Origin of the sequence: Microbacterium sp. AK031, from assembly GCF_024807145.1 — a bacterium.
GTDB lineage: Bacteria > Actinomycetota > Actinomycetes > Actinomycetales > Microbacteriaceae > Microbacterium.
The window spans coordinates 635,470-650,231 of record NZ_JANUCA010000001.1 but is presented as its reverse complement, the minus strand read 5'-3'; the positions used below and the strand labels follow the sequence as shown (position 1 = coordinate 650,231).

Annotated in this window: 14 protein-coding genes; 2 read left to right on the top strand and 12 right to left on the bottom strand. The window is 65.4% G+C overall.

All coding sequences use genetic code 11. The features are described from left to right. Position 1 precedes the first annotated feature (1 nt). The 3 genes from HDC95_RS03050 to HDC95_RS03040 are packed head-to-tail and all read right to left on the bottom strand — an operon-like array spanning position 2 to position 3,150. Positions 2-949, bottom strand: a complete 948-nt coding sequence (locus tag HDC95_RS03050; RefSeq protein ID WP_259061700.1) for a carbohydrate ABC transporter permease — start codon at positions 947-949, stop codon at positions 2-4. Next, on the bottom strand, positions 939-1,844 hold the full coding sequence (locus tag HDC95_RS03045) for a carbohydrate ABC transporter permease (protein ID WP_259061699.1): 906 nt from the start codon (positions 1,842-1,844) through the stop codon (positions 939-941). Before HDC95_RS03045 ends, HDC95_RS03050 begins: the two co-directional genes overlap by 11 nt. A 46-nt stretch (positions 1,845-1,890) precedes the next feature. Next, complete coding sequence (locus HDC95_RS03040) at positions 1,891-3,150, bottom strand: ABC transporter substrate-binding protein (RefSeq protein WP_259061698.1); 1,260 nt, start codon at positions 3,148-3,150, stop codon at positions 1,891-1,893. A gap of 195 nt (positions 3,151-3,345) precedes the next feature. Between HDC95_RS03040 and HDC95_RS03035 the strand changes: the two genes are divergently transcribed. After that, on the top strand, positions 3,346-4,509 hold the full coding sequence (locus HDC95_RS03035; RefSeq protein ID WP_259061697.1) for an ROK family transcriptional regulator: 1,164 nt from the start codon (positions 3,346-3,348) through the stop codon (positions 4,507-4,509). Between the two features lie 18 nt (positions 4,510-4,527). Here HDC95_RS03035 and HDC95_RS03030 read toward each other — a convergent pair whose 3' ends face one another. The 9 genes from HDC95_RS03030 to HDC95_RS16800 form a co-directional block, all read right to left on the bottom strand. Then, positions 4,528-5,796, bottom strand: a complete 1,269-nt coding sequence (locus HDC95_RS03030; RefSeq protein WP_259061696.1) for an alpha-L-fucosidase — start codon at positions 5,794-5,796, stop codon at positions 4,528-4,530. 121 nt (positions 5,797-5,917) lie between these two features. After that, complete coding sequence (ilvC, locus tag HDC95_RS03025) at positions 5,918-6,946, bottom strand: ketol-acid reductoisomerase (RefSeq protein ID WP_259061695.1); 1,029 nt, start codon at positions 6,944-6,946, stop codon at positions 5,918-5,920. A gap of 45 nt (positions 6,947-6,991) precedes the next feature. Further along, the gene (gene ilvN / locus HDC95_RS03020; RefSeq protein ID WP_259061694.1) at positions 6,992-7,501 is read right to left on the bottom strand and encodes an acetolactate synthase small subunit; all 510 of its coding nucleotides are present in this window, start codon (positions 7,499-7,501) and stop codon (positions 6,992-6,994) included. Position 7,502: 1 nt separating this feature from the next. Beyond that, complete coding sequence (locus HDC95_RS03015; protein ID WP_259061693.1) at positions 7,503-9,305, bottom strand: acetolactate synthase large subunit; 1,803 nt, start codon at positions 9,303-9,305, stop codon at positions 7,503-7,505. 48 nt (positions 9,306-9,353) lie between these two features. Continuing rightward, positions 9,354-11,072, bottom strand: coding sequence for a dihydroxy-acid dehydratase (ilvD, locus tag HDC95_RS03010; RefSeq protein WP_259061692.1), 1,719 nt, complete (start codon positions 11,070-11,072; stop codon positions 9,354-9,356). 9 nt (positions 11,073-11,081) lie between these two features. Next, complete coding sequence (gene otsB, locus HDC95_RS03005; protein ID WP_259061691.1) at positions 11,082-11,879, bottom strand: trehalose-phosphatase; 798 nt, start codon at positions 11,877-11,879, stop codon at positions 11,082-11,084. 50 nt (positions 11,880-11,929) lie between these two features. Then, complete coding sequence (locus tag HDC95_RS03000; protein WP_259061690.1) at positions 11,930-13,342, bottom strand: trehalose-6-phosphate synthase; 1,413 nt, start codon at positions 13,340-13,342, stop codon at positions 11,930-11,932. A gap of 34 nt (positions 13,343-13,376) precedes the next feature. After that, on the bottom strand, positions 13,377-14,171 hold the full coding sequence (locus HDC95_RS02995; RefSeq protein WP_310503224.1) for an MFS transporter: 795 nt from the start codon (positions 14,169-14,171) through the stop codon (positions 13,377-13,379). After that, on the bottom strand, positions 14,152-14,286 hold the full coding sequence (locus HDC95_RS16800) for a hypothetical protein (protein ID WP_310503223.1): 135 nt from the start codon (positions 14,284-14,286) through the stop codon (positions 14,152-14,154). Before HDC95_RS16800 ends, HDC95_RS02995 begins: the two co-directional genes overlap by 20 nt. 174 nt (positions 14,287-14,460) lie before the next feature. Here HDC95_RS16800 and HDC95_RS02990 point away from each other — a divergent pair, with 174 nt between their 5' ends. Further along, positions 14,461-14,757, top strand: a complete 297-nt coding sequence (locus HDC95_RS02990) for a hypothetical protein (protein WP_259061689.1) — start codon at positions 14,461-14,463, stop codon at positions 14,755-14,757. Positions 14,758-14,762 lie beyond the last annotated feature (5 nt).

The window sequence follows — 14,762 nt, the reverse complement described above, 5'->3', positions numbered from 1 at the left end:
CTCAGCGCCCCCCGAGCCCGGCCATGGCGATGCCTTTGACCAGGTGCTTCTGCAACGCGATGATCAGGACCGTCGTGGGGATCATCGAGATGATCGCCGCAGCCATCTGCAGATCCCAGCGGGTGCCGGTGAGACCGGAGAAGCTCGCGAGTCCGACCGGCAGTGTGCCCAGGGCGTCGTAGTCCACCGTGACGATGAGCGGCCACAGGTAGCTGTTCCAGAACGAGAGGAAGCTGAATACGGTGAGCACAGCGATCGACGACTTCGCGAGCGGGATGATGATCTGCAGGAACGTACGGATGGGGCCTGCGCCGTCGATGCGGGCCGCTTCCTCGAGCTCGTACGGGATGCCGCGGAAGAACTGCCGCATCAGGAACGTGCCGAAGGCGCCGAAGGCGAACGGCAGGACGAGCGCCTGGTACGTGTTCACCCAGTCGAACCACTGCATGACCTGGAACATCGGGATGACGAGCACCTCGGCAGGCACCATCATGGTCGCGAGGAACAGGATGAAGACTGCGTCGCGTCCCTTCCAACGCAGGCGTCCGAAGGCGTAGCCGGCCATGGTGGACACGATGATCGTCACCGCGGTCCCGAGGATCGCGACGAGGAACGAGTTGCCGATGTACGTGAGGAACGGCCCGTAGTTGAACACGTCCACGAAGTTGCTCCACCGGATCTCCGATCCGATGAGAGTCGGCGGCATGGAGAACATCTCGGAATTCGGCTTGAGCGCCGAGAAGAACGCGTAGACGAGCGGCGAGACGAAGATGAGAGCCGCGATGTAGATGCCGACGTGCGCGAGAACGAGTCGCACCCTGGCTGCCGGTGTGCTCCCTGCGCCTCGAGAGTTCGGCGCGACCGGCGCAGAGCGTCGACCTCTCGAACGCTGCGTGACAGCCGACTCAGGGGCGACGGCGGAAGGCTGCGAAAGGATCTCAGTGCTCATAGTGCACCCACTTCTTCTGTGCGGCGAACTGGATGCCGGTGATCACGATGATGATCGCGAACAGAATCCAGGCCGCGGCGGCCGCGAGTCCGAGATCGCCGAAGGTGAAGCCCTGCTCCCAGATGTACATCACGAGTGGCTTGGTGGCATTGCCAGGGCCACCGCCCGTCAACAGCTGGGGCTGCGCGAACACCTGCAACGCGCTGATCATGGTCATGACGGCGGCGAAGAAGATGGACGGGGAGATCATCGGGATGAGGATGCTCCAGATCCGCCGGAGGCCCTGCGCCCCGTCGATGGCTGCAGCTTCGAGGACGCTGTCGGGTAGCTGCTCGAGGGCAGCCGAGAAGATCAGCATGTTGTAGCCGAGTCCTTGCCACACGCTCATAGCGACGACCATGACCATGGCCCACGAAGGGTCGGCGAGGAAGTTGGGCAGTTCGATGCCGAAGACGCTCGTGGAGACCCCGTTGACCAGCCCCTGGGGCTGCAGGATCATCTTCCACACCAGGACGTTGGCGACCATGGGCGTGACGACGGGGATGAAGAACAGCACGCGCAATGCACCACGGCCGCGGATGCGCGGACCGAGGCCGATCGCGAGAGCGAGCGAGAGCACGATGTTCAGCGGCACGTACAAGAGCGTGAAGATCGCGGAGTTGCGCAGCGCCGGCCAGAAGTCAGGGCTGTCGGTGAACAGCTTGACGTAGTTGTCCGCTCCGTTGAAGTTCCGGTCGCCGAAGGCAGGCCAGTCGAAGACGCTCATCACGATCGACAGTCCCACCGGGACGATCGTGAACAGGGCGAGCCCCACCAGGGCCGGGGTTGCGAACCCCAGCGCCTGGCGGGACTCCACCTTGGCGAGCGAGTTCCGACGTCGTGTCGTGCTCGTCATCGTGTTTCTTCCTACTTACAGGTCGTCAGGATCCAGATGGCCTGACTCAGTTGCCGAACTGGGACTGCGCATCGCTCAGCAGCTGCCCCATCTCGAGATCGCCGTTGTAGACGCTGACGAGGTTCGGAGTGATGTAGCTCTCGAGCTTCGCCCAGTTGTCCGTCATGTACAGCGGGACGGTGTTCTCGAAGGCGGCCTCGAAGACTGACTTCACCTGGTCGCGGTACTCCTCGTCGAGCGAGTCGAAGTACAGCGGCTGGGATTCGGTGCGCGCCGGGTAGGAGCGACCGGAGGACGCGATGTAGTCCTGCGCATCCGTGCCGAGCAGCGAGCCCATGACCTTCAGCGCGGCCTCTGGGTTCTCACAGTCCTTCGCTATGCCGTAGCCAGAGCCGAGAACGGGGCTTGTGCTGCCGTTCGCGCCTGCAGGCAACGGCGCCATGCCGGCAGCGAAGCCTGCGTCGTTCTGCAGATAGCTGACGGCGTTCCACGTGCCGTCGACTGCCATGGCGGCGTTCCCGCCCGAGTACTGGTTCTCACCCCATCCCATGTCCGACGCGGATGCCACCGGGGCTGCGACCTTCTTGTCGCCCGTGAGGCTCGCGTACCACTCTGCGGCCTCGACGAACGCCGGAGCGTCGATCTCGAGCTCACCGGCTTCGGACGCAGGCTGCGTGCCCGAGTACGACATCGCGAGCGACATCCACTGATAGCCGCCCATGGCGACCGCGAAGCCGTGCTTGCCGTCCTTCGTGGCATCTGCGGCGACCTGCTCGAAGTCGTCGAACGTCCAGCCGATCTCCGGTGTCGAGGCGCCCGTGGCGTCGAGCATGTCCTGGTTGTAGAACATGAGCATCGCTGACACGTCGAACGGCATGCCGTAAAGCGTGCCGCCGAAGCTGAGGATGCCGTCCGAACCGGGAGTGAACTCCGACTTGTCGATGCCGGCGGTCTCCAGATCCTCGTCGGAGAGCTCACGGAAGCCGGCGGTGTATCCGCCGAGCTGTGCGCCGCTCATGCCCGTGACGCAGGCCATGTTGCCCGAGGCCATGTTCGTGGTGAGCTTCGTGAAGAAGTCGTTCCACGGCGATGTCTGCAGCTTGATCTCGATGTCGGGATTCTGCTCCTGGGCGATTGCGATCTGCGCTTCCAGCGCCTCAGTGTCCGATTCGCTGCCAGACCACATGTCGACGACGATCGTGTCGCCGTCCCCATTGCTCGCCGAACCTTCAGTGCCGGCACAGCCGGTCATCGCAACGGCGATACCCGTGACTGCGGCCACGGCGCCAACGCGCATCTTCTTCATCGAATGTCTCCTTGGACTCAGAGAGGTTATTTCGGCCATCGAAGTAACCTAGTAGGATTTCGTATAAAGTTACCGTGTCATGATCCGGCGCGCGCCGCAAGCTGGACATCGGATGTTTACGGATCAGTGATACTTCGTAACCTGGGTGAAACCTCACTCGACCATCAGTCCGCGCCCCCGACGACCGGAGACCCCGTGACGCACCCCCAGCCCCGCACACCGGACGACGTGCACACCAGACAGATCCTCGACCTCGTCACGCGCGGACATGCCCACTCCCGCAGCGAGCTCGCATCCAGCCTGGGCATCGCCGCCTCCACTGTCGGTCTGCGCGTGCAGTCTCTGATCGACGCCGGACTGCTCCAAGAAGACGGCGTCGGCACGTCTCGCGGCGGTAGGCGACCGCGAGTTCTACGACCGGCATCCGACGGCGGGTCGGTGTTGACCGTGGATCTCGGCGGCCGACACGCTCGCATCGGAAAGCACGACCTCAGCGGCGCCCTGCTCGAGGTGCGCAGCGTCGAGGTCGATCTCGCCGCAGGCCCCGCCCCGACACTCGCGATCGTCTGTACCGTGTTCGACGAGCTCACCCAGCACGACACCTCGCCCGTCCGCGCTATCGGCGTCAGCCTTCCCGGTCCCGTGAACGTCGAGACCGGAGCGGTCGACCAGCCGTCGAGAATGCCGGGGTGGCCCGGATTCCGGGTCGGAGACCATCTTCGCGGCAGATTCACCGGCGCCACCGTCACGGTCGACAACGATGCGAATCTCGCCGCGCTCGGCGAACACCGTGCGCAGTTCGGCCTCTCCAAGCACAGCATCACAGTGAAAGCGGGCACCGCCATCGGCAGCGGGATCATCGTCGACGGGCATGTCCACCGCGGCGCGTCGTCCGCAGCCGGCGACATCACGCACACCCGTATCGACGGCAGTGGCGACATCCCCTGCTCCTGCGGGAACACCGGCTGCCTGGAGACCGTCGCGAGCGGCGCGAGTCTCGTGCGTCAGATGCACGACCTCGGCCGAACCGACGTGCGCGCCGTCGGCGACGTGCTGGCGCTCGCCCGCGACGCCGATCCGGTCGCGACGACACTGGTGCGCACCGCGGGCACCTACCTCGGCCAGGCGCTTTCGGGCGTCGTGAACTTCTTCAACCCGCACGCGGTGTTCCTGACCGGAAGCATGAGCGCTTCAGAGCCGTTCCTGGCGGCGGTGCGCAGCCGCGTGTACGAGGCCTGCCATCCCCTGGCCACGCAGAACCTGCGGATAGAAGCAGCCATGACCGGCGCCGATGCGATCCTGCACGGTGCCGCGCGCCAGGCCCTGGAGAATCTTCAACTACCGGGGGCAGCGTCTTGAGACACTGCCCCGCAACAGTCAGTCCACGACGAGGGTCAGCTCGACGACGGGGATGAGCACATCAGGACGCCGAACGGGCAGATGCACTGTGAGCGTGCCCTCCGCCTCCCCCGCAGGCGTCATAAGATCCGCTTGCTGATCCGGATCGCTGACGGACGTCTTGAGCCACGAGCCGTCGTTGAGGAGTCGTGCGAAAGCGACCCTGCCTGCGAGCTGTGGAAGGTGGACGAAGCCCATCGGCCAGGAGAACAGGTGCAGGTAGAGCCGATCCCCCCGCATCGTGTACACGCCTTCGCGAGGCGGAGCGAACGGCGCATGTCCGGCCCCGATGATCGCGTCACGGTGCAGCCGCATCCAGTCGCCGAGTTCGTCGAGCACCTGCGCGTCACGCGGCGCGATGGCACCGCGCCCGTCTGGGCCGACGTTGAGCAGCATATTGCCGCCCATCGACACGGAGTCGGTGAGCATCTGCGCCAGCAGAGTCGCCGATTTCTGATCTGTGTTGTCCCGGTGATAGCCCCACGAGCCGTTCAGCGTCTGACAGGCCTCCCAGGTCAGCGCCACGCCGTCGCTCACGATCGGCGCCGTCGGCTGGTACTGCTCCGGCGTGACGAAGTCAGCCGGGATGCCGAGTCGATCATTGACCAGCATGTTCGGCTGCAGCTCTCGGCACAGCGCGAGCAGCGTCTGCGCATCCCAATCCTCAGGACCCTTGCCATCCCAACCGTCCTTCGCCTCAGGATAGGTGAAATCGAAGAACAGATAGTCGATCTCGCCGTAGCCGGTCAAGAGCTCACGAACCTGACCGTGCAGGTACGCGCGATACTGCGCCATGTCCCGGCCGGCATTGAGTTCATGCGCATTCTCGTCATCACGGCGCGGGTGGTTCCAGTCCACCGTGAAATCGGGGTGATGCCAATCGATCACGGAGTGGTAGAGCCCGACCTTGATGCCTTCCTCTCGAAGAGCGTCGACGTACTCGCACACCAGATCTCGTCCGCACGCGGTGACCGAGGTGAAGTCAGTGAGAGCCGAGTCCCACAGCGCGAATCCGTCGTGGTGCTTCGTCGTCAGGACGACATATCCCATGCCGGTGTCCTTGGCGCGACGCGCAAGCGCCTTCGCATCGAAGCGATCAGGATCGAAATGCTCGAAATACGGGCGGTACTCTGCGTCCGTGAGCCGCTCGTAGTTCTGCACCCACTCGTGCCGAGCCGCCGCACTGTACAGACCGAAATGCACGAACATGCCGAATCGCGCCTCGTCGAACCACTGCTGCTTCATCATCGCCTCTCGCTTGGTCTCCTTTCATCCTGGCACAGACATCCGATGTATGCCGCCGAATCTCCTCAGAATACGAAGAACGGGCACCCCATAGAGGGATGCCCGTTCTTCTTGAGGAAGAGGATCAGCGCGCGGCCGAACCATCCACGTAGTCGTCGTCCTGCTGCTTCCAGGAGAAGAGCGAACGCAGCTCCTTGCCGGTCACCTCGATCGGGTGCTGCTCCTCCTTGGCGCGCAGCGCCAGGAACTCCTCGGCACCGTTGTCCTGGTCGTCGATGAAGCGCTTCGCGAATGCACCCGACTGGATGTCGGCGAGCACGCCCTGCATGCTCTCCTTGACGCGTGCGTCGATCACGCGCGGGCCCGAGACGTAGTCGCCGAACTCGGCGGTGTCGGAGATCGACCAGCGCTGCTTGGCGATGCCGCCCTCCCACATGAGGTCGACGATGAGCTTCAGCTCGTGCAGAACCTCGAAGTAGGCGATCTGCGGCTGGTAGCCCGCCTCGGTGAGCGTCTCGAAGCCGGCCTGCACGAGGTGGCTGACGCCACCGCAGAGCACGGCCTGCTCGCCGAACAGGTCGGTCTCGGTCTCTTCCGTGAAGGTGGTCTTGATGACGCCGGCGCGGGTGCCGCCGATGGCCTTCGCGTAGGAGAGCGCGAGGGCCCAGGCCTGGCCGGAAGCATCCTGCTCGACGGCGATGATGTCGGGGATGCCGCGGCCGGCGACGAACTCGCGGCGCACGGTGTGTCCAGGTGCCTTCGGCGCGACGAGGATGACGTCGACGCCTTCGGGAGCATCGATGTAGCCGAAGCGGATGTTGAAGCCGTGTGCGAACGCGAGGGTCTTGCCCTCGGTCAGGTTCGGGGCGATCGACTCGGAATAGATCGTGCGCTGGTGCTGGTCGGGCGCGAGGATCATGATGACGTCGGCCCAGGTGGTGGCATCCGCCACGGACTTGACCGGGAATCCGGCCTCTTCTGCCTTGGCTGCCGACTTCGAGCCGTCCTTCAGCGCGATCGCGACCTCGACACCCGAGTCGCGCAGGTTCTGCGCGTGGGCGTGGCCCTGCGAACCGTAGCCGACGATCGCGACCTTCTTGCCCTGGATGAGGGACAGGTCGGCGTCGGCGTCGTAGAAGATCTCAGTACTCACGTTGTGTTTCTCTTTCCTTCTGAAGGTTCTTATGGGTCTGGTGGGTCAGCCGCGCAGGACGCGCTCGGTGATGCTCTTGCCGCCGCGACCGATCGCGAGCAGGCCGGACTGCGAGAGTTCCTTGATGCCGAACGGCTCGAGGGCTCGAAGGATCGCCTCGATCTTGCCCTTGTCGCCGGTGACCTCGATCACCAGCGCATCCGTGGCGTAGTCGACGACCGATGCGCGGAACAGATTCACGATCTCGATCACGTTCGAGCGAGTGGCATTGTCGGTGCGCACCTTGACCAGCACGTGATGGCGCTGCACGGAGGTCGCGAAGTCGAGCTCCACGATCTTGATGACGTTGATCAGCTTGTTGAGCTGTTTCGTCACCTGCTCGAGCGGCAGTTGATCGACGTCGACGACGACCGTGATGCGGGACACGCCGGGCACCTCGGTGACGCCGACGGCGAGGGATTCGATGTTGAAGCCGCGGCGAGCGAACAGCCCTGCGACTCGGGTCAGCAGACCGGGTGTGTCCTCGACGAGGAGACTCAGCACATGGGTGGACATCTCAGACCTCCTCATCGAACGTGGGCGCATGGTCGCGCGCGTACTGGACGTAGCTGTTGCTGACCCCCTGCGGCACCATCGGCCACACCATGGCATCCGCCGAGACGACGAAGTCGATCACGACTGGGCGGTCGTTGGTCTCCAGCGCCAGCTGTATAGCGGCATCCACTTCTTCTTCCTTCTCCACCCGGATCGCGAGGCAGCCGTAGGCCTCGGCGAGCTTGACGAAGTCGGGGATGCGACTCGTGCCGTGGCCGGTGTTCAGATCGGTGTTCGAATGGCGACCGTCGTAGAACAGCGTCTGCCACTGGCGCACCATGCCCAGGGAGGAGTTGTTGATGATCGCGACCTTGATCGGGATGTTGTTGATCGCGCAGGTGGCGAGTTCCTGATTGGTCATCTGGAAGCATCCGTCGCCGTCGATCGACCACACGACCCGATCGGGCTCTGCGACCTTGGCACCCATGGCGGCAGGGACGGAGTAGCCCATGGTGCCTGCACCACCGGAGTTCAGCCACGCGTTGGGGCGCTCGTACTTGATGAACTGCGCGGCCCACATCTGGTGCTGCCCGACGCCGGCGACGTAGATGCCCTCAGGACCGGTGAGCTCACCGATCCGCTGGATCACATGCTGCGGGGCGAGCAAGCCATCCTCGGTGGGCGAGAACCCGAGCGGGAACTCCTCGCGCAGCCCGTCGAGGTAAGACCACCATTCCGAGATGTCCGGCTTCGTGCTTCCGACGACTCCGCGGAAGGCGGTGTCAAGATCGATCAGCACGTCGCGCACATCGCCGACGATCGGCACGTCTGCGTTGCGGATCTTCGAGATCTCCGCGGGATCGATGTCGACGTGCACGACCTTCGCGTTGGGTGCGAAGTCGGCTGCCTTTCCGGTCACACGGTCATCGAATCGTGCGCCGAGCGCCACGATGAGGTCGGATTCCTGCAGCGCGAGCACTGCCGGAACCGTGCCGTGCATACCGGGCATGCCGAGATGCTGCTGATGGGAATCGGGGAACACTCCGCGCGCCATGAGCGTCGTCACGACGGGCGCATTGGTCGACTCGGCGAGGGCCAGAAGCTCTGCCGCAGCACGGCCGCGGACGACACCGCCACCGACATACAGCACCGGCTTCTTCGCTTCTGCGAGCAGAGCGGCCGCCGCCTGGATCTGCTTGCCGTGCGCCTTGGTGACGGGACGATAGCCGGGCAGGTCGACCTTGGGTGGCCAGACGAACGGTGCCGACTTCTGCTGGGCGTCCTTCGTGATGTCCACGAGCACGGGACCGGGCCGCCCTGTCGAGGCGATCTCGAACGCCGCCGCGAGGGCGGCGGGGATGTCCTCTGGGTGCTTCACGAGGAACGAGTGCTTCGTCACCGGCATCGTGATGCCGACGATGTCGGCCTCCTGGAACGCGTCGGTTCCCATCAGATGGCTGAACACCTGTCCAGTGATCGCCACCAGTGGCACCGAGTCCATGTAGGCATCCGCGATCGCGGTCACCAGGTTGGTCGCGCCGGGGCCCGAGGTCGCGATCGCGACGCCGGTGCGGCCGCTCGCTGCCGCGTAGCCCTCTGCCGCGTGGCCGGCGCCCTGTTCGTGACGAACGAGGATGTGCCGAACGGTGTCGTCGTCGAGCAGCGGGTCGTAGACGGGCATGATCGTCCCGCCCGGGATGCCGAACACATCGGTCACTCCGAGAAGTCCGAGAGCACGGACCACAGCCTCGGCCCCGGTGATCTCGGGAGCGGCGGTCTTCTGGGATGGCGGCCGTGGAACGGCCGAAACAGAATCAGCAGTCATGTCTTTCCTTGATGATCTGAGAAGTCGTCGGCGAGAGGCCGACGAGGATCAACCGGTCGTCGCGCCTTCCGCAGCGGAACGCACGAGTCGCGAGTACTTGGCAAGAACGCCACGGGTATAGCGCGGGGGTAGTGGCTCCCAGCCAGAGCGGCGGGAGGCGAGCTCTGCCTCATCGACGAGTAAGTCAAGAGAGCGAGCTGCGATATCGACCCGTATCAGATCACCATCGCGCACGAAGGCGATCGGACCTGCGTCCACCGCTTCGGGTGCTATGTGGCCGATGCACAGGCCGGTTGTGCCGCCTGAGAATCGTCCGTCAGTCAACAGTAGTACATCTTTTCCGAGCCCAGCGCCCTTGATGGCCCCGGTGATGGCGAGCATCTCGCGCATGCCTGGTCCGCCCTTGGGACCTTCGTAGCGGATCACGACCACGTCACCCGCGTTGATCTCGCCCTCGGCGAGTGCATCCATCGCGGCGCGCTCCCGCTCGAACACGCGGGCGGGACCCTCGAACACGTCGGCGTCGAAGCCGGCCGACTTGACGACAGCGCCCTCAGGAGCGAGCGAACCGTGCAGGATCGTGATGCCGCCGGAGGCGTGGATCGGGTTGTCGAAGTCGTGGATCACCTCGCCGTCGAGCGGCTGCGGGTTGAGCTCCGCGAGGTTCTCGGCGAGCGTCTTGCCCGTGACGGTGAGTGCATCGCCGTGCAGCAGGCCCTCGTCGAGCATCGCCTTCATGATGACGGGGATGCCGCCCTGGCGGTCGACATCGTTCATGACGTACTGGCCGAACGGCTTCATGTCGGCGATGTGCGGTGTCCTGTCGCCGATGCGGTTGAAGTCGTGCAGGTTCAGTTCGACCTGGGCTTCGCGAGCGATCGCGAGCAGGTGGAGGACGACGTTGGTCGAGCCGCCGAGAGCCATCGCCAGGGCGATGGCGTTCTCGAACGACTCCTGCGTCAGGATCTCCTTGGTCGTGATTCCCAGGCGAAGCAGGTTGACGACCGCCTCGCCGGAGCGGTGCGCAAAGTAGTCGCGGCGGCGGTCAGCCGACGGCGGAGCAGCGGAGCCAGGAAGGCTCAGTCCGAGGGCTTCGGCGACGGACGCCATCGTATTGGCGGTGTACATTCCGCCGCAGGCGCCCTCTCCCGGAGCGAACGCGCACTCGATGCGCTTGAGGTCTTCTGCGCTCATCCGACCGGCGCGGTGTGCGCCGACGCCCTCGAACGAGTCGATGATCGTGATGTCCTTCTCGGTGCCATCCGAGAGCTTCACCCAGCCCGGTGCGATGGACCCTGCGTACAGGAAGACGCTGGAGAGCCCGAGGCGGGCGCTGGCCATGAGCATGCCGGGGATCGACTTGTCGCAGCCGGCAAGGAGCACACTGCCGTCGAGACGCTCCGCCATCATGACGGTCTCGACCGAATCGGCGATGACCTCTCGCGAGACGAGCGAGAAGTGCATGCCTTCGTGGCCCATCGAGATGCCGTCCGAGACGGAGATCGTGCCGAACTGCAGCGGGTAGCCGCCGCCGGAGTGCACACCCTCCTTGGCCGACTGCGCGAGGCGGTCGAGGCTGAGGTTGCACGGCGTGATCTCGTTCCAGCTGGATGCGATGCCGATCTGGGGCTTGTCCCAGTCCGCGTCGCCCATGCCCACGGCACGGAGCATTCCTCGCGAGGTCGTGGCCTCGATGCCGTCGGTGACGACTCGGCTTCGGGGCTTGATGTCGATGGGCGCGTTCGAAGAAGGATCTTGCGGGGACATGACGGCAGTCTATTCCTGTCGGGCAGTCCGCTCGGCCACGAGCGCCTCCAGAAGCGCGGCCATCTGTTGTGGGTTCTCCACACGCAGGGCGGCGGCGCTCTCCCCCGGTCCGACGCGCACCCCGAGGTCACCCGGCTGCAGCACCCGCATCGCGTCCTCGTCCGTCACGTCGTCGCCCGCGAACAGGATGCCGGTGGCATCGAAGTGGTCCCGCAGCGCGATCATCGCGGCATCCTTGCCCTCGGCTCTGGAGGAGAACTCCAGGACACGATGACCTGCCCTGCGGCGCCAGTGCGGGAACCGCTCGGCCACCAATGCATCGATCTCGGCGAAGACCGCGGCCTCGACCTCCGGCGTCGCCTGACGCGTGTGGATGCCCATGCCGAACGTCTTCGGCTCGAGTCGCACGTTCTCATAGCGCTCCACGATCGGCTGGGCAGCGGCCCAGAGCTCTTCGCGGGCGCCGTCATCGGTCTCCACCGCTGCCGCCTCGGAGTCGCCGACACCGGGGAACCAGTACTGCGCGCCGTGCGATCCGGCGAGGGCGATGAGCGAGTCTTCTGCGTGCTCGGTGATCGCCTGCAGATCGTGCATGCTGCGACCCGAGACGTAGGCGATGAAGGTGTCGGGAAGCGCGGCGAGTCTGTCGAGCTGGGCTTTCACCTCGGGCAGGGCTCGCGCAGCCATCGGCTCGGCGACCAAGGGCGATGCGGTGCCGTCGAAATCCAGCGCGATGACCAGTCGTGGGGTGCCGGCGATGGCCGTCAGTGCGTCGTCGGCGGTTCCGGGTGTCCAGGTACGGGTCACAGGGTCTCCTCGTCTGAGCGGTCGGGTCGGTGCAGGTCGGGATCAGCGTCTCATGGCCGCGAGGCGCGAGCTGCGGACAGCGCTTCCAAGAACGCCGATGACCAGGCGATCACATCGTGCTCGAGCACTCGGCGCCGCAGAGAGCGCATCCGCTTGCCCTGCTCGCCCGGGGGCATCTCGACGGCCGTGATGATGGCGTCCTTCAGGTCCTCGATGTCGTGCGGGTTCACGCGCACGGCCTGTCGCAGCTCATCTGCCGCACCGGTGAACTCGCTCAGCACGAGGACGCCGCGATTGTCCGTCCGAGATGCGACGTACTCCTTGGCGACGAGGTTCATGCCGTCCCGGAGCGCTGTGACCAGCATCACATCGGCCGCGAGGTAGAGGGCAACCATCTCCTCGCGGGGGTATCCCTGGTGCAGGTAGCGGATCGCCGTGTGCTCCATGGTGTCCGTGTCGCCGTTGATCCGGCCCACGGCGAGTTCGATCTCGTCACGGAGCGTGATGTACGCATCGACACGCTCTCGGCTCGGGCTCGCGACCTGGATGAGGATGACGTCCTCGACCTTCAGCCTCCCGGCTGCGAGAAGCTCGCCATAGGCCTTGATCCGGTGGCGGATGCCCTTGGTGTAGTCGAGGCGGTCCACACCGAGCAGAATGCGCTTCGGATTCCCCAGGCTCTCCCGGATCTCGAGTGCGCGGGCCTGCACGTCAGGCCGTGCCGCGAGCTCGAGATACGGAGAGGTGTCGATCGAGATCGGAAAGGCCTTGGCGATGACGGTGCGATCGCCGTTCTCCCCCGGCACTGCGACTGTCGTCGCCTTGACGTCGTACCTGAGCCGTCGCCGCACCGCGGCGAGGAAGTACGTGGCGTCCTGCGCACGCTGGAAGCCGACGACATCGGCGCCGAGCAGTCCGCGCAGCACCTGATCGCGCCACGGAAGCTGGGCATACAGACCGTGCATCGGGAAGGGGATGTGGTGAAAGTACCCGATGGTGACATCAGGCCGCAGCGCCCGCACCATCTCGGGCACGAGCTGCAGCTGATAGTCGTGCACCCACACCGTGCCGTTCTCCGCCGCTACGGCTGCCGCGGCCTCTGCGAAGCGTCGGTTCACCGCGACGTAGGCGTCCCACCACTCACGATGGAACTGTGGCGGCGCGATGACGTCGTGATAGAGCGGCCAGATCGTGTCGTTGGCGAAACCTTCGTAGTACTCCGCGACCTCCTGAGCGCTCAGCGCGATCGGGATCAGCCGGATGTCGTTCGCTGTGAAGGGTTCGAGTTCGAGATCCGCCTGACCGGCCCACCCGACCCATGCGCCATCGACCTGCTTCATGACGGGCTCGAGCGCCGCCACCAGGCCACCGGGTGACGTTCTCCAGGTCTCCTCGCCGTCGGCACTCACCACACGGTCCACAGGAAGCCGGTTCGCGACGACGACGAAATCAGCGGTGGTCATGGGACTCCTCATGTCGACGGTCGTTTCCCCCAGGCTATCGACTGCGCGGCCGCCTGTGGCCGAGGTACCCGTTCAGGACGCCGGCGACGAAGGCGGTCGCCGCGGCCGCCATCGGCAGCAACAACGCCGCTGATGTGCCGATCGACTCGGCGATCTCACCCGCTGCGGTTGCCCCTAGGGCCTGCCCGACGATCACGCCGGAGCCCAGCATCGTCATCACGGTCGCGGTTCTTCCGAGGGGGCTGCGCGCCGCGCCGAGGCTGAACTGCGTCACGAGGGTCGGCCCGATACCGATGCCCATGATCGCCGACCCGACCCCCATGACTCCGTAGAGCAGCCCCGCCTGTTCCGCCACGCCGCGGTCTGCCATGAACGAGGTCAGCGAGGTGAGCATCGTGCCGAAGAAGATCCCGATGCCAAGGATGCCGAGCACCACGACGAGCAGATCGGGCCGCAACAGTTCCACCGCTCTCGACGGCGCGCGCCCTCGTGCATCCCGGTGGTGGGAGACATGCCGCCCGCTGGGGTGCAGAGCGAAGGCGCCGACGAATACGACGGTGAGCGCTGCCGCGATGACCAGCGGTGCCCACGGGGCGATCAAGGATGCGAGCACTCCGACGATGAACGGGCCGAACACGAACACGGTCTCGTCTGCGGCGGACTCGTAGGCCATGGTTGCGGAGAGGGTGCGAGCGCGCACGTGTTCCGGCATCCGCTCGGAGATGATCGTGACGAGCCGCGAACGTGACATCGGAGCGACCTGCGGGGCGGTCGCGCCGATCCCGAACGCCGCGACGAGAACGAAGAGATCAGCGGCATCGCCGTACATGACGAGCGACGACCATCATCGCGAAGGGGAGACGCGCGACGAACGCGACGATGAAATAGGCGAGACCGGCCTCACGGAGCAGGTTCGGCGAGGTGGATGCGTGTGTCTGGGTCATGACTCTCGCGCGTCCGAGGACGCGGGGATCCGGTGCCGCCGTTGTCCGCCGGGGTGCCGACGGCCGGTAGATACACAGCTTCGGGCGTGCGGGCACGCCGCTGTCATCGTACCGATCGCAGCTGAGCGATTCCAGCCTCCGGAGCCGATGCGTTCGACCAGGTAGCGTGAGAGTATGCGCTACCTCTTCAGCACAGGACTCATCGCAGCGATCTCTGCAGGAGTGTCACTGCTGCGCGGCACCCGCGAAGAACCTCTCACCTGGCGCGCCGCGCTCTCCTGGGTGAGCTGGGGAATCACCCTTGCGCTCGCGATCGGCGCTGTGATCGACATGCGACGTGAGAGGCGCGGCGATCTCGTCGACGCCGATTCACCCCAGTCGGTCAAGAAGGCTAAGAAGGCTCAGCGGTTGCAGTTCCGGTCGCAGAAGGCACTAGCCGACGCGCAGGGTCATGCAAAGGAGCGCCGCTGATCGAC